Source organism: Micromonospora okii, assembly GCF_020884795.1.
Lineage (GTDB): Bacteria > Actinomycetota > Actinomycetes > Mycobacteriales > Micromonosporaceae > Micromonospora > Micromonospora okii.
In genome coordinates, this window is sequence record NZ_BBZF01000014.1 from 264,025 (window position 1) to 282,702 (window position 18,678).

The following is an 18,678-nucleotide window of genomic DNA, read 5'->3' on the forward strand; positions in this document are numbered from 1 at the left end:
GGCCAAATCGATTCGATCAGGTACGCCAGCGTTTGGTCGACGGATGGTTAGCTCACTCGCGTGGCGAATCTTGCGCAGGGCGTCTACGAGCACCTTTTCACCACCCAGCTCGCCGACCGGCTCCACCGGCTCGATGATGCTCTCGTTCAGCATCGCCCCCTTGACCCGGCCGACTCGCACGAATACCTGACCCGGCACCTCGCCGTACTCGTCGGCCGCGCCCTGCGCGCCGTCCCCGGCAGCGGTGACGAGAAGCTCCACCGCCAGGTCGACCTCGCCAACCGCATCGCCGCCGCCATCACCGAACTCGACCCGGACGCCGCCACCCCGGACGACCAGGTCGCCGACGCCCGCAACCTCCTGCACGCCATCGCCGCCCCGCCCACCCTGCCGGCCCAGCCCACCTTCCCGCCCCGCCCCAGCACCCCGCTCTCGACCGGCGCGCTGCTGGTCAACGGCCGCAACCAGCCCCGCATCGGTCACGAGGTCACCCACGAGATGGCCTCGGCGGACTCCGTGGACCTGCTCTGCGCGTTCATCACCTGGCACGGGCTGCGGATCATCGAGCCGGCGCTACGCGAGCTACGAGACCGGGGCGGCCGGCTGCGGGTCATTACCACCACGTACCTGGGGGCGACCGATCAGCGGGCGCTTGACCGGCTCGCCGAGCTGGGGGCCGAGATCAAGGTCTCCTACGAGACGCGAACGACCCGGCTGCACGCCAAAGCGTGGCTGTTCCGCCGCGACACGGGCCTGACCACGGCGTACGTCGGTTCGTCGAACCTGTCCAAGGCCGCGCTGGTCGACGGCCTGGAGTGGAACGTCAGGATCTCGAACGTCGAGCAGCCGCACGTCATCGCCACGTTCGCCGCCACGTTCGAGGACTACTGGAACGATCCGGCGTTCGAGGATTACCGGCCGGAGCGGGACGCCGAGCGCTTGCGCCGGGCGCTGCGCGGCGAGAAGCGCGACGGAACCGCTACCGAGATCGCGAGCCTGGACGTGCGGCCGTACCCGTACCAGGCGGTGATCCTGGCCGACCTGGACGCCGAGCGGAAGGTCCACGGTCGGCACCGCAACCTGGTGGTGATGGCGACGGGCACCGGCAAGACGGTGGTGGCGGCGCTGGACTACCGCCGGCTGCACCGGGAGGGGAGCGTCGACTCGCTGCTCTTCGTCGCCCATCAGGAGCAGATCCTGCGGCAGAGCCTGTCGACGTTCCGGCAGGTGATGGGGGACGGCAGCTTCGGCGAGATCCTGGTCGCGGGCGAGAAGCCGGAGAACTGGCGGCACGTCTTCGCCTCGATCCAGTCGCTGCACCGGCGGGAGGTCGACCCCGAGGCGTACGACATGGTGATCGTCGACGAGTTCCACCACGCGGAGGCCCCGACGTACGCGGGGCTGCTGGGGCGGCTGCGTCCCCGCGTACTGCTGGGGCTGACCGCGACCCCCGACCGGGCCGACGGCGGCGACGTGCGGCGGTGGTTCGACGGCCACGCCGCCGTGGAATTGCACCTGTGGGACGCGCTCGAACGGCAGTTGCTGGCACCGTTCCAGTACTTCGGGCTGCACGACGACGTGGACCTGTCGCACGTGGCCTGGAAGCGGGGCCAGGGGTACGACCGGGGCGAGCTGGGCAACCTCTACACCGGCAACGACGCGCGGGCGCGGATCATTCTGCGGGCGGCACGGGAGAAGGCCGACGTCGGGCGGATGCGCGCGCTCGGCTTCTGCGTCAGCATCGGGCACGCCGAGTTCATGGCGGAGTGGTTCACCCGGCACGGTGTGCCCTCGGCGGCGGTGACCTCGCAGGTGGACAGGCCGGCGCAGCGCGAGTTGCTGCGGGAGTTCCGGGCCGGGAAGCTGCGCGTGCTGTTCACGGTCGACCTGTTCAACGAGGGCGTCGACCTGCCGATGGTCGACACGATCCTGCTGCTGCGCCCCACCGAGAGCGCCACGATCTTCCTCCAGCAGCTCGGACGTGGCCTGCGGCTGGCCGACGACAAGCCGTGCCTGACGGTGCTCGACTTCATCGGCGGGCAGCACGCCAACTTCCGCTTCGACCTGCGCTGGCGGGCGCTGACCGGGGTGAGCCAGCGGGCGCTGCGGGAGGCCGTCGAGCAGGACTTCCCGTCGTTGCCGAGCGGCTGCCACATCGAGCTGGACCGGGTGGCGAAGGAGGTGGTGCTGCGCAACCTGGCCAGCGCCATGCCCACCTCGAAGCGGGGCCTGGTCGCGGAGCTGCGGCAGCTCGGGGACGTCACGCTGGTGGAGTACCTGCGGGAGACCGGGCTGGAGATCGAGGACGTGTACCGGTCGGCGTCGGTGGGCGGGTGGGCCGGGCTGCGGCGGCTCGCCGGCCTGGAGACGTCAACTCCCGGGCCGGACGACCGGGAGCTGGGCCGGGCGATCGGGCGGATGCTGCACCTCGACGACCCCGACCGGCTGGACCTGCTGGCCCGGGTGGCGGCCGGCGAGCGGCCGGAGCCGGGGCGGCTGTGGAACATGCTGCACTTTGACCTGTGGGGGCCGAACGCCCCGCTGACATCCCGGGAGGAGCGGCTGGCGCGGCTGTGGGCGGAGCCGGTGCGCCGCGCCGAGCTGCGCCAGGTCGCCGAGGTACTGCGGGAGCGCATCCACCGGGTGACGACGCGCGTGGGGGCGCTGCGGGTGCACGCCCGGTACAGCCGCAACGAGGCGTGCGCGGCGTTCGGCATGGCGAACCCGGGGTCGCTGCGCGAGGGCGTCAAGTGGCTGCCGGAGGAGCGGGCGGACCTGTTCTTCGTCACGCTGGTCAAGTCGGAGCGGCACTACTCCCCCACCACGATGTACGCGGACCGGGCCATCACCGAGAAGCTGTTCCAGTGGGAGTCGCAGAGCACCACGTCGACGACGTCGGCAACGGGGCAGCGGTACGTCAACCACGCCGAGCTGGGCTCGACCGTGCACCTGTTCGTGCGGGAGAGTCGGGTGCCGGACCGCGACCTGGGCGCGCCGGCCTACCTGTACGCAGGGCCGATGACGTACCGGCGGCACACCGGGGACCGGCCGATGCGGATCGTCTGGGAGCTGACGCACCCGCTCCCCGCCGACGTGTACTCGGCGGCGCGGGCGATCGCCGCGTGACGAACCGGCGCGAGGTGTACGACCGGCTGACCTCCCTACGACTGCACCAGCAGCACGGACGCAGAGCCCCGCACAAGCCGCTACTCGTGCTTCAGGCCCTCGGGCGTCTCGCCAGCACCGGGTCCAGCGAGCTGCCCTGGTCGCAGGCCCAGGAGCAGCTCAGTGATCTCATCGCCGAGTTCGGACCGGCATCCAAGACTGGGCGGGCGCAGAGCGCCGCGTACCCGTTCACCCGGTTACGCAGCGACGGCGTCTGGACGTTAAACCCGGACGTACCGATGGATTTGGTGGGTCCGTTGCACGCCCACGACGTCGTCGGGCGGTTCGAGGCCCCCATCGAGGCAGCGCTACGCGAGGACTCGGGCCTACTGAACAAGGTCGCCCGAACGCTGGTGGAGAGCCACTTTCCGGCGACCATCGCGCCCGATGTGCTCGTCGCCGCCGGACTGGATCCCGACCGCGTCCTGCACGCCGCCGCGGCGCGGGTCACCGCTCGTCGACGCGACCCAGGCTGGCGCGCCGAGATCCTGCAGATGTGGGACCGCCAGTGTGCCTTCTGCGGCTACGACGGGCAGCTCGGGCACATCTCGGTGGGAGTAGAGGCGGCCCATGTCCGCTGGTTCGCCTTTGACGGCCCGGACAGCCTCGACAACGGGCTGGCGCTGTGCGCCCTGCACCACAAGCTCTTCGACTTCGGGGCGGTCGGGCTGGACACGGGCCTGCGGATCACCGTATCGGTTGCCTTCACCGCCCGCACCGACGCCGGCAGATCGGTCTACGACCTGCACGGCCGCGCTCTGCGGCCCCGACCCGGTGCCCCGGTGCCGGCCGCCGAACACCTTGCCTGGCACCGACGAGAGGTGTTCAAGGGCGAGCCACTCGCCGCGTAGCGGCCGCACCCGCCGCGATTGCCAGTACGGTGCGCGAATGGAGCAGCGCATCAGCCTCGTCACCCTCGGCGTCACCGACCTGCCCCGCGCCCGCGCCTTCTACGAGCGGCTCGGCTGGCGCGGCCAGGAGGTCGAGGAGACGGTCTTCTTCCAGGCCGGCGGCCTCGCCGTCGTGCTCTGGGCCCGCGACAAGCTGGCCGCCGACGCCGGGATCGCCGACAGTGGAGCCGACAACGGGAACACAGGCGACGGTTTTGGCGGGGTGAGCCTGGCGCAGAACGTCCGGTCCCGCGAGGAGGTCGACGCGGTGCTGGCCGAGGCGTCGGCCGCCGGGGCGGCGGTGACCCGGCCCGCCCGGGAGACGTTCTACGGCGGGTACGCCGGCTGCTTCACCGACCCGGACGGGCACGTCTGGGAGATCGCCTGGAACCCGGGCTTCCCGCTCGCCGCCGACGGCACCATCACGGTCCCCGACTTCGGCCGGGCGTGACGGCGGATCAGCCGGCCGGGCATGACGGCCAATCAGCCGGCCGGGCATGACGGCCAATCAGCCGGCCGGGCATGACGGCCGATCAGCCGCGACGCGGTCAGCGCAGCGGGTCGTGGGTGCCCCGGGGCACGTGCGGCTTGCAGCGGCGCAGCCGCTCGGCGGCCATCCGACCGCCCACGGCCAGCCCATGCTTCTCGACGGCGGCGAGCCCGTACGCGCTGCACGTGGGGGTGTAGCGGCACTGGCCGGGCCAGCGGTGGGACAGCCAGCGCCGGTACCCGAGGATGGCGGCGCGGCCGGCGCGGTCGACGATCGGCGCCCGGGTCGCCCCGGCGGTCACCGAGCCGAGGGTGAGCAGGAACGAGAAGAGCCCGAGGTCGCAGCAGGCGAGGCCGTCACAGTCGCAGTCGGTGCAGGAGTCGCCGCGCTTCTTCTTCCCGCGCCGCTGGGGCTTGAGGTTGATCACGCGTACATCATGCGGCAGCCGCACCACCCGGCCCGCGGCTACGGCCCGGCGGCGGCCTGCCGGGTCGGGACCGTCACGAGGCGGGCCGGACCGGCGACGAGGCGGGGCGGGCCGGCGACGAGGCGGGGCGGGCCGGCGACGAGGCGGGGCGGGCCGGCAGCGGCAGCCCTCGCCCGCAGGGTCTCCCACGCCCCGGCCAGGGCGAGGACGCCCAGACAGAGCGCGAGCTGGGCCACGACCGGGGTGAAGTTGTTGCGCGACCACACCAGGAGCACGTAGCCGACCAGCGCCACGGCGTACTCGGACAGGGTGCCCGAGGGCCGGCTGTCGAGGTAGGCGACGAGCGCCCCGATCAGCATGAACACCACGACGATCCCGAGCACCCCGGCCGCCCGGTACGCCTCGGCGGTGGGCGATCCGCCGATCGCGCCGATGCCGGTGCGGGAGAGGAAGACGGTCGACAGGTTGCGCTCGTCGAGGGCGGCGGGGGTGAACGGCAGCCCGAGCAGCCGGTCGAGGAGCCGTTCGACGGGGGCCCAGTAGGTGGCCCACCCGGTGAAGGGCTCGCCCCGCAGGCCGTGCCACTCCCGCACCACCACCACGGTCCGCAGCGTCGCGCCGAGTTCGGCGAGGCCGTCCATCGGGTTGACGGAGACCTCGGTGAGCCGGAAGTCCTTCGGCCCCCGTTCCCGGGCCTGCCGGACGATCGATCCCAGGGTCAGCAACGCCAGCAGCGCCACGGCGTGCCAGGGGCGGACCCGCATCCGGTGGCTCCTGCTCCATCCCACGAGGTAGGCCGCGATCGGGAAGATGGTTCCCCCGCGCCAGCCGATCGCCAGCGGGATGACCACGAAGGGCGCGAGGGCCAGGGCCCACAGGTGCGACCGGCCGCGTCGGCCGTTCGTGCCGAGTACGGCCAGGCCGACCCCGAGCAGCAGGAACGCGTAGCCGAGCTGGGCGCGATGTTCCTCGGTGCGGTAGAGGGCGTAGTTGGCCGCGCCGAGCGAGTCCCACCCCTCGGCCTGGACGACCGACAGCAGCAGGAGCGTGCCGCCGCAGGCGAGGACCGGCCCGAGCCAGAGCATGGCCGTCGTCGCGCCGGCGGTGTCCCCGGCCGGTTCCACCGGTTCCGTCCGGCTCCGGCGACGCCGCTGGGCGAGCGCCGCCAGCGCGTAGCCGAGCAGGAAAACCGCCATGCTCAGCGTCGTGAGGGTCGTCGCGGTGGCGATCTCGGGCGACAGCAGCCAGCCGACCGGGTCGCCGTCCGGCGCGGCGAGCAGGCCGGGCAGGGCGCCACGGACGAGGTACGGGCTCACGCCGAGGTGGAACACGGCGTAGCTGGCGAGGAGGACCACGCCGAGGCTGAACTGGCGGTTCCCGCGCAGGCGCAGCAGCAGGGCCAGGGTCGTGCAGGCGACGACGGCGGCGGCGGTCGCGGCGACCCGGGTCGAGGCGGTCAGCGGCTGCCAGAACGAGACGACCAGCGCCACCTGCACGGCACCGACGACGGCCAGCGCGACTGGGCCGGGCCGTCGGCCGAGGATGTCGACCGTCCGCTCGGCCCTTCGCCGCCCCCTCCGGGCGTCCTCGCGGGCCGTCGGGGGTTCGTTCAGGGCGGTGCTCGGCATGGGAGGTCCTGATCGGGCGGCGGGACGGGACGGGTCAGCGCGGGTGCGTGGCCGTGCACGGGCACGCCAGTGACGCGCGGCCGTGACAGCGCGCAGGCCGTCCGCAGCGACCACCCGAGAACGAAAGCCCATAAAATGCACTAATCGGACATGCGCTGCCACCGTTGTACCACCGGGGCGGACCTCCCCGCTTCAGTTCCGCCGACATCGGGTGGGCGGGGAGCGCGGCGGTCAGGCCCAGACGGTGCGGCGCGGCCCGTCGTGCCCGGCGCACACGCCCGCCCGGCCGCCGGTGAGGCTGACCGACCCGTCGCGGCACTGCACCAGGTAACCCCTACCGGCCCAGAAGTCCTGCCCGCAGTCGAAGAAGTCGCACACCCGCACGTCGGGCGTGCGGATGCGGGAGCCGCCGCAGTAGTCGTACCCGAACGGGTTGGTCGGGGCGCCGCAGAGCCGGTCGCGCGTCGGGGTGGGCGAGGCGGCGCGCGGCCTCGGCGCGGCCGTCGGGACGGCGCGGGCCGTGGGGGCGGCGGTGGCGGCGACCGCGACGTCCGAGCCGCGCCGCGACTGCTGGTCGGACCCGGCGAGCAGCGCGGGCACCAGCAGCGCCGCGGCGGCGGCCACCGCGACGGTACGCCGGCCGCCGGGCACGGCGGCGATGGGACGGGCCTGCCCCGGGGTGGCGATCGACGGGCGGAACGGCCGGGTCTGGTCGTGCTCGGCGATCAGCTCGTCGAGCCGGGCGAGCACCGCGCCCCGCTGCTCGATGGCCTCGGCGAAGGCCAGGGTGAGGGTGAACCGGAACTCGGCGGCGGCGTCGGCGGGCAGCAGCAGCCCGGAGGTGCGCCGCCGGTCGAGGACCTGGATCAGCGTCACCGGCGCCGCCGGGTCGTGGGCCAGGCCGGTCATCCTCCCGTACGCCCAGTCGCGCCGGCCCCGGCCGCCGAGCAGGACGAGCCGGCGGTCGGTGACCACGGCGATCCCGGCGTCGACGACCTTCACCCCGTCGGGGAGCCGGTGGCGCGACGCGGGGCGGCCGGGGTCGACGTTCAGGTCGGGGGCGGGGAGCACGGCGGTGTGCCGCAGCTCGACCAGTTGCGCGGCCGGCAGCGCCCAGTGGACCGCCTCGCCGGGGGCGAGCGCCAGGGGCAGCCCGGCGCCCGCCGTGGCCTCGCGGCCGAAGTCGGCCGCCGCCGTCCGCAGCCGCCGCAGCTCCTCGTCGCGCTGTCGCCAGGCCCGCTCGGCGGCGCGGTACGCCCGCTGCCGCCGCTCGTTCTGCCGGTGCGCCCACCGGTACCGCCACGTCGAACCCGTCGCATCAGCCTTCGCCACGCCGACTCCTTAGCCGCGCGAGCCACCAACCGGGGTGTCACCCGGTTCAACGGCTCGGGCAACCCGGTCGGACCCGGCGAAGCGGACGAACCACCCGATCGGGGGATGGCGCGCGCGGCGGTTCAGGCTCCCGACGGGCACGGCCAAGCAACACCGGGTGCGGGTCCGGCCCCGGCGAGGGGGCCGGACCCGCCCGTCAGGCCCGGGTGATCGCGTTGGCGTGGATCGCCTCGCCGAGGTAGGCGGCCAGCCCGGGGCGGAGCCCCTCGAAGTACGCGGTGAACCGCTCGTCGGCCACGTACATGTCGGCCAGGCAGATGTGCATCTCGTACGGGCAGTCGTAGAACCAGCGGTTGATGAGCTGCCGGTGCTCCTCGGCCAGCGCCATCGCCTCCGGGCCGTCGGCCGGGGCGCCGGAGTCCAGCGCGGCGACGATCCGCCGCCCCCAGTCCTCGTTCTCGGCCTTGTTGCGCAGCCAGTCCTCCTTCGAGTAGCCGGCCGCGCGCCGGTTCGACTCCCGGTACGCCTCGGTGCCGCCCCAGCGCTGCTGCACCTCCTCGGTGTGCTCGTCGGGGTCGAAGTCGCCGAAGACCTCGAACCGCTCCTGCGGGGTCAGCCTGATGTTCATCCGTCTCGCCTCCAACGCGAGTTCGATCGCCGCCACCATCTCCTGGAGCTTCCCGATCCGCCCGGTGAGCAGCTCGTGCTGCCGGCGCAGGTGCGCCGCCGGGTCGGCGTCCGGGTCGTCGAGGATCGCGGTGATCTCGTCCAGTGGGAACCCCAGCTCGCGGTAGTGGCGGACGAGCTGCAACCGCTCCAGGTCCGCGTCGTCGTAGCGGCGGTAGCCGGCCGGGGTGCGCCCGCTCGGCGAGAGCAGGCCGATCTCGTCGTAGTGGTGCAGCGTCCGCACCGTCACCCCGGCGGCCCGCGCCACCTCACCCACCGTGTACGCCATGGTTCCCTCCCTACCGGAGACCATGCTGTCGCCTGCCGTTACGTGAGGGTCAACCCTGCTTCCGGGCCACCGTGGTCAGGGTGGCGCGCAGGTCGGCGAGGGCGGCGGGGCGGCCGTACCTCCAGCCCTGCCCGTGGAGGCAGCCGATCGCGGTGACCGCCGCGTGCTGCCCGTCGGTCTCCACCCCCTCCGCCACCACCGTGAGGTCGAACGCGTCGGCGAGCCGGGTCACCATCTCCACCGTCGCGTACGCCCGGGCGTCCTCGCCGAGCCGGGCCACGAACGACCGGTCGATCTTCAGCTCGGTGGCCGGGATGCGGTGCAGGTAGCTCAGCGAGGAGTAGCCCGTGCCGAAGTCGTCGATGGCGATGCGGATGCCCAGCTCGCGGAGCTGGGCCAGCCGGTCCAGCACGGCGTCGCTGCCGTCGATGAGCGCCGACTCGGTCAGTTCGAGGGTGAGGGCGCGCGGGGCCAGGCCCGCGCCTGCGGTGGCGGCGGTGACGGTGGCGATCAGGTCGGGCCGGCGCAGGTGCGCGGCGGCGATGTTCACGGCGACGGTCGCCTCCGGGGCCCGGTCCTGCCAGGTCGCGGCGGCCCGGCACGCCTCGTGGATCACCCAGCGGTCGATCGGCAGGATCAGCCCGGTCTCCTCGGCCAGCGGCAGGAAGCGCTCCGGGGAGAGCAGCCCCAGCCGGGGGTGCCGCCAGCGCACCAGCGCCTCGGCGCTGCGCACCGCGCCGGTCGCCAGGTCGACGATGGGCTGGTACTCCAGGTGCAGTTGGCCCTCGTCGACGGCGCGGCGCAGGTCGGCGATCAGCTCGGCCCGGCTCACCGCCGCCTCCCGCAGCGCGGGGGTGCACGTCCGGTACGTGGACTTGCCGCCCGCCTTGGCCGCGTACATGGCGATTTCGGCGTCGCGGATCAGGTCCGTGTGGGAGGTGTGCCGGGGGCCGTACTCGGCGATGCCGATGCTGGCCGAGGGGTGCACGCCCGCCTCCTCCTCCCCCGGGGACGGTCGCAGGGCCGCGAGCAGCCGCTCGGCCAGCCGCTCCGGCCGGACCTGCGCATGACCCTGGACGAGGACGGCGAACTCGTCGCCGCCGAGCCGGGCGACGCTGCCGTCGGTGCCCACGGCCCGCTTCATCCGCTCGCCGATGCTGGTCAGCAGGTCGTCCCCGGTGCCGTGCCCGAACCGGTCGTTGACCTGCTTGAAGCCGTCGAGGTCGAGCACCAGCACGGCGACCGGGGTCTCGTCGCGCAGCGCCCGGCTCAGCCGGCGGACGAACATCAGCCGGTTCGGCAGGCCGGTGAGCTGGTCGACGTAGGCGAGCCAGCGCAGCTGGGCGACCAGCCGCAGGTTCTCGTTGGCGGCCAGCCCCTGCCGCACCGCGAGGACGCCGAGCAGGGCCATCATGCCGAGGAAGATCAGATGCGGGGTCTGCCCGGTGGAGAGGCGGGCCAGCATCACCGCCGCGATCGCGCCGCCCACCGGCAGGTACGGCAGGGCGACCCGCCACCACGGCGGCGGCGGCGCCTCGACGCTCTCCTCCCCGTCGCCCCGGGCGGGCGACGGCGAGCACCCGGCGGCGGCGCCGATCAGCAGGTAGCTCAGCGGCCAGCAGACGTCGATCGGGTGCCCGGGGACGTAGTCGCCGTGGGCGAACAGGGAGACGTACGTGGCGTCGGCGAACACCCGGACGGCCAGGCTGGCCCCGATCGCCGTCAGCGGCCACCACATCGGACGGGCCGGGCCGGCCACCGCGACCAGGACGGTCAACTGCATCAGGTCGAGCGCCGGGTAGAGCAGCCCCAGGGTGCGCATCGGGTCGGCGATGTCGGCGACGGCGACGTCGCGGAACACCACCACCCAGCCGATCGGGATGAGGGCGAGCCCGACGATCACCCCGTCCAGGACGGTCCGGGCCCGGCCGACGGCGCTACGCGGCGCGGCGCGGAAACTCAGCAGCGCGGCGGTGCCGGTGACGATGCCGAGGGTGAACAGCGTGCCGATCAGCGGGGTGTGCGGCAGGGGGTCGCCGCCGAGCCGCTGCGCCGTCCACAGCGCCCGGCCGAGCACGGCGAGCCCCATGGTGGTCGCGAGCAGCACCCAGAACCAGCGCAGCGGCGCCGGGCCCCGGCGGGCCGCGACGAAGCAGGCGTAGCCGGCCCAGCCCGCCACGGCGACGGCGGCCAGGTCGCTGACCAGCGCCCCGCCGGGCAGGGCGGCGGCCAGCCAGGCCGCCTCGACGAGGAGGAGCAGCGCGGCCACGACGAAGCCGGCCGGGCCGGAACGGGCCGACCCGGCGCGGGTCGCACAGGCGTGACGTGCGTCGTGGGGCAGCACAGTGGTCGTTCCGGCTCTCTCTCCTGCGCGCACCCTCGACGGTGAGACCGGTCGTTGACAATGGACGTCGAAAGACTAGCCACCCCCCGGGCGGGCCGCCAGGGTCATCCGCCCCGGCGTGGCCTCAACCCCATTCCTCGGCCGGGTCGCCGTCCGCCGGGGCGGGGCCGGAAGCCGCAGGAGCGGTGGCCGGGGCGGGATCGACGGGGGCGGCGGCCGGGGGGCCGCCGTGGGTCCACGGTGTCTCTTCCGGGGCCGGGAACGCGCCCGCCGGCAGGAACCCGTCCGAGAGGGTGGTGAGGCAGAGCCGCTCCCCCACCTCCGGCACCGTGCCCGGCGGCGCGGTCAGCCCCCGGCCCATGCCGCCGGAGAGCTCCAGCACCACCTCGGTCTTGCCGTCGGCCGCCGGGGTCACGAAGACCACCTTCGCCTTCTGGCCCGGTCGGGCCGGCGAGTACAGGGTCGCGCCGAGCGGCACCGCCACCGGCTCGGTGGTGACCACCTGGATGCGGGGGCGCAGCACGGGGCGCTTGCCGGTGTCGTCCACCCGCCCCGGGTCGGCCAGCGTCACGTCGCCCACGAACGCCTCCCCGGCCAGCCGGTGCTCGGCCATCACGAGGGGGTCGTCGTAGGCGCGCTGCACGGCGTACGAGGTCAGCGCCCGCTCCAGCCGGTGCAGGCGCACGGCGGCGGCGACCGCGCCGTCGCGGCGCGGCTGCGGCCCGCCGCCTTCGTCGACGTGCTCGGCGTGCGCGGTGAAGGCGTCCCGGTCGCGGGCCCAGCGGTCCTCGACCCGCGCGCCGGGCGGCAGCGCGGCGAGCAGCCCCAGGCCGCGCCACATCAGGTCCCAGGTGGGCGCGAGCTGGCCGCGCAGCGCCCGCTCCAGCTCCGCGTACGCCGACCGCCGGGCGGCCTCGTCGTCGCCCGCCCCGGCGTACGCGGCGATGGCCGGGGCAAGCACCCTGTTGTCGAAGTCGGGGTCGGTGGCCGGGCCGGCGGGCGGGCAGAGCGACGGGTCCTCGGCGCGGGCCGCCGCCCGTGCGCCGTCCAGCCCCGGCGGCGGGTCGATCCAGCCGAGCACCGCCGGCAGGTGCAGGTCCTCCACCGCGCTCTGCCCGGTGGCCCAGTGCAGGGTCAGCGCCTCGGTCAACGCCACCAGCGCCGACGAGCCGGGGTGCTCGGCCCGCTCGGCGAAGAACGTCAGCCAGCGCCCCAGCAGCGGCACGGACGGGTGCACCGGGTAGTCGCCGTCGACGCGGCGGAACCGGGTGGAGCGGCCGAACAGCCGCAGGAACGTGATCCCGGCCGGGTTGGGCACCAGGAGCTGCGGCGCGTCGACGTACCGGTGGCGCACGTCGCGGCCCCGGTCCACCGCGACCGCCTCGGTGCCGCCCCGGAACGAGTCCAGGTACGGCAGCACGACCCCGGCCAGCTCGGCGGCGAACGCGAAGCGCTGGTCCCGGTTGCGCGGCTGCGCCACGATCAGCAGCCGGGCGGCGTCGGGGGCGTCGCCGACCAGCACCGCGAGGGGGGCGTTCGCCTCGCCGGCCATGGTCAGGGGCACCAGCACCAGCGGCCGGGGCGACAGGTGCAGGTGCCGGACGGTGGCGACCGGCTGGGCCACCCCGGCGGCGAGCGCCTGCGCCTTCGCCAGCGCGCGCAGCGTACTCACGAGGGTCGGCCCGTCAGGGCGTCGGCGCGCAGCCGGGCCGCAGCCCGCAGCAGCGCGGCGGCCTCCGCCTGCTCGGGCGCGCCGGGGTGCTCCCCGGCGGCCAGCGCGAGCACCTCGGCCACGTCGGCCACCCCGCCGAGCGCCTCGCGGACCGGCCGGCCGAGCGCGGTCGTCTCGGCGCGGGCCTCGTGCCGGCAGAAGTACGCCAGCTCGCACGCCGCCAGGCAGTCGGGGGCGTACCGGGCCGGCACCGACGACAGCGCCCGGCGCAGGTGGTCGGGGTCGGCCGCCGGGTCGGCGGTGAAGTTGGCCGGCACCCGGGCCAGCAGGTCGTCGACGCGGGCCATCCGGTCGAGCTGGCGGCGCAGCACCAGCAGTTGCTTGCGCACGTCGACGAGGCTGGCCACCGGCTGGTTGGCGAAGTCGCGCGGGCAGACGAGCACCACGTCCGAGGAGACCAGCGACGGGTCGTGCCCCTCGGCGGCGAGCAGCTCCCGCAGGGCGAGCACGTAGACGGCGGACTGCACGGCGGCGGCGGCCACCTTGCCCGGGTCGGCCTGCCCGTCGATCACGGGGAACGACTTGATCTCCACGACGTGGAACCGGCCGGCGAGGCGGGCGGCCACCAGGTCGGGCTCCAGGTGGACCCGCCGGCCGGCGACGTCCAGGCTGAGCAGCGGGTGGTCGAACAGGGCGGCCGGTTCCCCGGAGGTCGGGGCGTCGCCGGTCTGGGCCTCGCCGGTCTGCGGCTCAGCGGTCGGGGCCTCGCCGGTCGGGAGGTGCGCCCGGCCCCGGGCGGCGGGCGCGGCGGCGGCCAGTGCCGCGCGGGACCGCTCGGCCCGGTCGGGCTGGTCGGGGCCGCCGGGCCGGTCGTCCGCGCCGAGGTCCGTCCAGGTCCCCGGGCCGCCCGGGTCGACGCCGAGCCGCTCGGCGACCAGGCGCAGCAGCTCGGCCCCGCCGTCGGCCTTGACCTGCGCCTCGAAGGCGTTGCCCCGGGTGATCGCGAACCGGGACTGCCCGAACCGGGCCGGGAAGCCGACCTGCTCGGCCAGCGCCGGCTTGTCCGCCCCGGCGCTGTCCAGCACGGCCCGGCGGTCGCAGCCGGGGTTGCCGGTCAGGGCGGCGATCGTCCTGGCGTTGTGCCGGCGGGGCGGCTTGCCGCCCCGGATCTCGGCCAGTCGCTGCGCGGTGCTCGTCACGACACGCCACGATAGGCGGTCGGCGCCGGTTCGGCGCGGGCCGCGCCGCGCCGGACCAGCACGGCGACCGCGACGGCGGCGGCCAGCGCCGTTGCGGCCATCACCCAGAGCACGGCGCGCAGCCCGGAGGTGAAGCCCGGGTCGGCGAGCCGGCCGGCGGTGGTGCTGGCCAGCGCCGCGCCGACCACGGCGATGGCGATCGTCTCGCTGGCCAGCCGGGCAGTGTTGATCATGCCGGCGCCGGTGGCCGCCCGGCCCGGCGCGACGCTGCCGATGGCGATGGCGTCCAGCAGCCCGATCGACAGGCCGATCCCCACCCCCATGGTCAGCAGCGGCCCGGCGAGGGCCGCGACGCCGCTGTCCGGTGCGACGACGGTGGTCCAGGCCGCGCCGACCGCGACCACCGCAACGGACACCACGATCACGGCCGGGGCGGGCACGAGCCGGGTCAGCGCGCCGCCGAGCAGCGGCAGCACCAGGGTCGGCGCGGTGAGCAGGATCAGCGTGCCGCCGGCCGCGCCGGGGCTCATGCCGACGACCGTGGTCAGGTACGACGGCAGGTAGACCAGCAGCGGCACCATGACCGCCACGATGGTGGCCGCCGCCAGGCAGACGCCGACGAACCGGGGGCTCGCCAGCAGGGCCAAATCGAACATCGGCTCGGCGCGGCGGCGCTCCACCCGCACGAAGAGCGCCAGCAGGGCGACCGCCGCCACGAAGGCGGCCACGATCACGGGGGCGGACCAGCCGAACTCGGGGCCCTGCACGAAGCCGAAGATGAGCAGCAGCAGCGCGGCGGTGAACGAGGCGGTGCCGGGCCAGTCGACCCGGCCGCCCTGCGGCCGGCGGGACTCGGGCAGCAGCGGCACGAGGGAGAGCACGGCGCACGCGGCCAGCGCGGGCACGGTGAACACGGCCCGCCAGCCGAAGACCTCGATCAGCAGCCCGGCGATCGACGGGCCGAACGCGAGGCCGGCGCCGATGGCCGTGCCGAACAGGCTGAAGGCGCGGGCCCGGGCCCGCCCCGGGAACGCGTCGGCCAGCAGGGCGCCGGCGCTGGTCGCGGCGGCCGCCGCGCCGATGCCGCCGAGTACCCGGGCGGCGTCGAGCAGCACGATGTTCCCGGCGACCGCGCAGGCCAGCCCGGCGGCGGCGAAGATCGCCAGGCCGGCGGCGTAGACGCGGCGGCGGCCGAGCAGGTCGGCGAGCGCGCCGCTGGCGAGCATGAAGCTGGCGAAGGTGGCGTTGTAGCCGTTCACCACCCACTGCACCCCGGCCAGCCCGGCGTCGAGGTCGCGGCCGATGTCCGGCAGCGCGACCGAGGCCCCGGTCAGCGAGACGGGCAGCGCCACGGTGGACAGCAGGACGGCGACCAGCACGACGGCCGGATGGTTGCGCACGTACTCTCCCCGTTTCCTCGCGGCCGACCGAGCCTACGCCGCCTCGGGGAGGGTCAGCGGCCGGCGGAGCGGTTCCAGGGCGAACGGGGCAGGGCGGTGCCGGCCGAGGGGCGACGGGCGCGGCGGCGGGGGCGTCGGCGGCCCGGGGTGCAGGGCGGCCGGGAGGCGGTGTGCACGGGGGCCTCGGGCACGGCGGCGGGCTGCCGACCGATCAGCCAGCAGAGGAAACGGGCCATCTCCGGGGTCAGCCAACCGGGAGGCGCTGGGCCTCCGCCTTCGACACGTCGAACTGCGCGCCGCAGACGGTGCACTGCCGGGCATAGCGGGTGCGGATCGGGATCAGCGGGACGAAGAAGAGGGTGAACTTCGTCGACCGTCGCGTGATCACCTGCGCGGCGTGGTTGCCGCAGTGGGGGCACACCTGCCGCACCACGCCCGACCGGTCGACCTTGGTGCGGAGCCCGAAGATGAAGAACATCGCTGCGCTATACCCAGCCGAGCCCGTCCTCACCCCCCGTCCGGGAGATGTTAGGAAGGGCACCCTGTACAACGGAATCCGTTAACAGGGTGCCCTTCCTTTCAGAGCCAGATGGGCTGCCAGTCGGGGATCTCGTGGTAGCGGACCAGCTCGCCGAGGCCGGCGACCGTCCCGGCCCACGCCGCGTACGGCGGGTTCTGCTCGTCGAAGCCGCTCTGCACGAAGGTGAGCCTCGTCTTGCCCTGGGACTCGGCCAGCTCCCAGGTGGTGACGCCGACCGGGCCCCAGTCGACGGAGATCCGCCGGCCCGGCTCCAGGTCGACCACCTTGGCCGCGTGCCCCGCCTCGAAGCCGCCCATGGCGTAACGGCCGCCGACCCAGGGCTCGATGCCGATCGGGTACCCGAACCAGGCGCTGGCCTGCTCCGAGTCGGTCAGCGACTCGAACACGCGGTCGGCCGGGGCGGCGATGAGCAGCTCGCCGCGCAGGTCGGCGGAGGTGAAGTCGGTGCGCGGCAGGAGCTGGCGACCCTCCAGGTGGGCGGCCAGGTTGGCGATCGCCAGCGACCAGTACGTCTGGAGCACGCCCCGGATCGAGCTGCCGCTGATCACGTCGGCGAAGTCGAAGTGGCTCTGCCGCAGGGTGAGGACGGTCGTCTTGCCCTCCGGCTCCAGCGCGATCTCGGTGGTGGTCTCCGCCCCGTCGAGCAGCCAGGCGAAGCGCAGGCTCCGCTCGTCGGCGTGCAGGAGCCGCTGGTGCGGGGCGTCGCCCTCGGGCGTGTAGCGCCCCCAGAAGGCGTACCGCTCGGGCAGCTCCACCTCGGCGTGCTCGGCCAACCAGACGCGCAGCTCGGCCGGGTCGGTGAGGGCGCGGTGGACGACCTCGACGGGTGCGGCGAGCCGGGCGCGCAGGGTCATCGGTTCAGTCACGGTCTTCTCCCTTGGGGTAGCAGGCCACGGCGAGCTTGAAGGCGTCTCCCTCGGCGCCCCCGTAGCGGGTGAACAGGTCTTCCAGGGCGGTGCGCAGGTCGGCGAGGAACTCCTGCCGGCGCTCGGCCGGCACCCGGATCTCCCCGGACACCCCGATCGAGGGCAGCTCGGGGGCCGCCCGGTCCAGGGCGGCGACGTCGGCCTGGACCTCCTCCATGAGGTCGAGCAGGTGGCCGAGGCTCAGCTCGTCGCGGGCCCGACGCAGCCCGCCGATGCGGCCGACGAGCCGGGGCGAGAGCCAGTACGACCGGGCGGCGGCCTGGTAGATGCCCTCGCTGATGCCGCGGACCTTCCGCTCGGACACCTGGTCGACCAGGCCGGCCGCGACGAGCTGCTTGACGTGGTAGTAGACCCGCTGGGGGGTCTGGCCGAGCAGCTTGGCGACCTCGGTGCAGGTGCGTGGCTCGGCCAACTGCCGCAGCACCTCGACCCGCTGCGGCTTGAGCAGGGTCTCGGCCTGCGACATCTCTTCGAGGTACAGGATGTCTCTCATGGCAAAAACAAGTTTGAACTTACAAACTCGTTTTGTCAATGGGCTCGACGAGAGGGGACGGCCGGGTGGCCGCCCCCTCTCGTCAGCGGGTCAGGGCGTCCAGTCGGGACGCAGCGGGTAGCCGTCGACCCCGCCCGGGCCGTTGCGGGTGGCCAGCACCTGGTGGAGCTGGATGTCGTTGCGCTCGAACGCCAGCCGCGACCCGGCCATGTACAGGCCCCACACCCGGGCCGTGCCGCGCCCGACCTCGGCGACGCACTCGTCCCAGTTCGCCACGAGGTTGCGGCACCAGCCGGCGAGGGTCAGCGCGTAGTGCCGGCGCAGGTTCTCCTCGTGGTGCACCTCCAGGCCCGCGTCGTGCATCTCGCCGATCAGCCGCCCCGGCCCGGCCAGCTCGCCGTCCGGGAAGACGTACCGGTCGATGAACGCGCCGGAGCGGTGCGGGGCCCGGTTGTCCGCCCGGGTGATGCAGTGGTTGAGCAGCCGCCCCTCCGGGCGCAGCCGCTCCCGCAGCGCGCCGAAGTAGGCCGGGTAGTTGCGCACCCCGATGTGCTCGGTCAGGCCGATCGAGGAGACCGCGTCGAAGTGCTCGCGCGGGGCGTCCCGGTAGTCCAGGTGACGCACCTCGGCCAGGTCGCCCAGCCCCTCCCGCTCGATCGCCGCCTGCGCCCACTGCGCCTGCGCCCGCGACAGGGTCACCCCGAGGGCCCGCACGCCGTACTCGCGGGCCGCGTGCCGGACCATGCCGCCCCAGCCGCAGCCGACGTCGAGCAGCCGCATCCCCGGCTTCAGCGCGAGCTTCCCGGCCACCAGGTCGTACTTGGCGGCCTGGGCCTGCTCCAGCGTGTCACCGGGGCTGCGGAAGACCGCGCAGGTGTACGTCATCGAGGGGCCGAGCACCTTCTCGTAGAAGGCGTTCGAGACGTCGTAGTGGTGCGAGATCGCCGTGCTGTCCCGGCCCCGGGAGTGCCGCAGCCCGTTCACCACCCGCTTCCAGCGCGGCGCGGCCTCCTGCGGCGGGGGCGGCGGCGGCCTGAGCCGCTCCCAGCCCAGCCCGCGCGCCAGGGCCAGCCCGTCTGCCAGCGCCGGCGGGCGCAGCCGCAGCTCGTCCTTGAGCACCCGCAGCGCCTCGTACGGGTCGCCGGGGTGCACCCCGTCCAGCCCCAGGTCGCCGCTGACGTAGGCCCGCGCCAGGCCCAGGTCGCCCGGGGCGGTG

General features: G+C 74.6%; 15 protein-coding genes. 3 read left to right on the forward strand and 12 right to left on the reverse strand.

Features of this window, described 5'->3' with window-relative positions; genetic code table 11:
* The first annotated feature begins 60 nt into the window (after positions 1-60).
* Genes LPU43_RS07810 through LPU43_RS07820 form a run of 3 tightly spaced genes read left to right on the forward strand, consistent with a single transcriptional unit; the run spans position 61 to position 4,506 of the window.
* Complete coding sequence (locus tag LPU43_RS07810) at positions 61-3,126, forward strand: DEAD/DEAH box helicase (protein ID WP_229399580.1); 3,066 nt, start codon at positions 61-63, stop codon at positions 3,124-3,126.
* A complete protein-coding gene (locus tag LPU43_RS07815; protein ID WP_229399581.1) occupies positions 3,123-4,016 on the forward strand; it encodes a phosphorothioated DNA-binding restriction endonuclease in 894 nt (297 codons plus the stop codon). The genes LPU43_RS07810 and LPU43_RS07815 overlap by 4 nt, the downstream gene beginning before the upstream one ends.
* A gap of 37 nt (positions 4,017-4,053) precedes the next feature.
* Complete coding sequence (locus LPU43_RS07820) at positions 4,054-4,506, forward strand: VOC family protein (RefSeq protein WP_229399582.1); 453 nt, start codon at positions 4,054-4,056, stop codon at positions 4,504-4,506.
* 97 nt (positions 4,507-4,603) lie between these two features.
* Here LPU43_RS07820 and yidD read toward each other — a convergent pair whose 3' ends face one another.
* The 12 genes from yidD to LPU43_RS07880 all read right to left on the reverse strand — a co-directional run.
* The gene (yidD, locus tag LPU43_RS07825; RefSeq protein WP_229399583.1) at positions 4,604-4,972 is read right to left on the reverse strand and encodes a membrane protein insertion efficiency factor YidD; all 369 of its coding nucleotides are present in this window, start codon (positions 4,970-4,972) and stop codon (positions 4,604-4,606) included.
* A gap of 38 nt (positions 4,973-5,010) precedes the next feature.
* A complete protein-coding gene (wzy, locus tag LPU43_RS07830) occupies positions 5,011-6,600 on the reverse strand; it encodes an O-antigen polysaccharide polymerase Wzy (RefSeq protein WP_229399584.1) in 1,590 nt (529 codons plus the stop codon).
* Between the two features lie 231 nt (positions 6,601-6,831).
* Positions 6,832-7,932: a hypothetical protein gene (locus tag LPU43_RS07835; RefSeq protein ID WP_229399585.1), complete on the reverse strand. Its 1,101-nt coding sequence runs from the start codon at positions 7,930-7,932 to the stop codon at positions 6,832-6,834.
* 196 nt (positions 7,933-8,128) lie between these two features.
* Positions 8,129-8,887, reverse strand: a complete 759-nt coding sequence (locus tag LPU43_RS07840) for a MerR family transcriptional regulator (RefSeq protein ID WP_229399586.1) — start codon at positions 8,885-8,887, stop codon at positions 8,129-8,131.
* Between the two features lie 49 nt (positions 8,888-8,936).
* A complete protein-coding gene (locus tag LPU43_RS07845; RefSeq protein WP_229399587.1) occupies positions 8,937-11,231 on the reverse strand; it encodes a putative bifunctional diguanylate cyclase/phosphodiesterase in 2,295 nt (764 codons plus the stop codon).
* A 124-nt stretch (positions 11,232-11,355) separates the two neighbouring features.
* Positions 11,356-12,903, reverse strand: coding sequence for a hypothetical protein (locus LPU43_RS07850; RefSeq protein ID WP_229399588.1), 1,548 nt, complete (start codon positions 12,901-12,903; stop codon positions 11,356-11,358).
* Positions 12,900-14,102, reverse strand: coding sequence for a hypothetical protein (locus LPU43_RS07855; RefSeq protein ID WP_229399589.1), 1,203 nt, complete (start codon positions 14,100-14,102; stop codon positions 12,900-12,902). Before LPU43_RS07855 ends, LPU43_RS07850 begins: the two co-directional genes overlap by 4 nt.
* Complete coding sequence (locus LPU43_RS07860) at positions 14,099-15,502, reverse strand: MFS transporter (RefSeq protein WP_229399590.1); 1,404 nt, start codon at positions 15,500-15,502, stop codon at positions 14,099-14,101. Before LPU43_RS07860 ends, LPU43_RS07855 begins: the two co-directional genes overlap by 4 nt.
* A gap of 244 nt (positions 15,503-15,746) precedes the next feature.
* Positions 15,747-15,980 (reverse strand): zinc-ribbon domain-containing protein, encoded by a 234-nt coding sequence (locus LPU43_RS07865; protein WP_229399591.1) that lies wholly within the window; start codon positions 15,978-15,980, stop codon positions 15,747-15,749.
* A 101-nt stretch (positions 15,981-16,081) separates the two neighbouring features.
* Entirely contained in the window at positions 16,082-16,909 is an 828-nt protein-coding gene (locus LPU43_RS07870) for an SRPBCC family protein (protein ID WP_229399592.1), read from the reverse strand.
* The gene (locus tag LPU43_RS07875; RefSeq protein WP_229399593.1) at positions 16,902-17,462 is read right to left on the reverse strand and encodes a winged helix-turn-helix domain-containing protein; all 561 of its coding nucleotides are present in this window, start codon (positions 17,460-17,462) and stop codon (positions 16,902-16,904) included. The genes LPU43_RS07870 and LPU43_RS07875 overlap by 8 nt, the downstream gene beginning before the upstream one ends.
* A gap of 90 nt (positions 17,463-17,552) precedes the next feature.
* Positions 17,553-18,678, reverse strand: a 1,126-nt coding sequence (locus LPU43_RS07880; RefSeq protein ID WP_229399594.1) for a class I SAM-dependent methyltransferase, incomplete at its 5' end; no start/stop codon positions are given.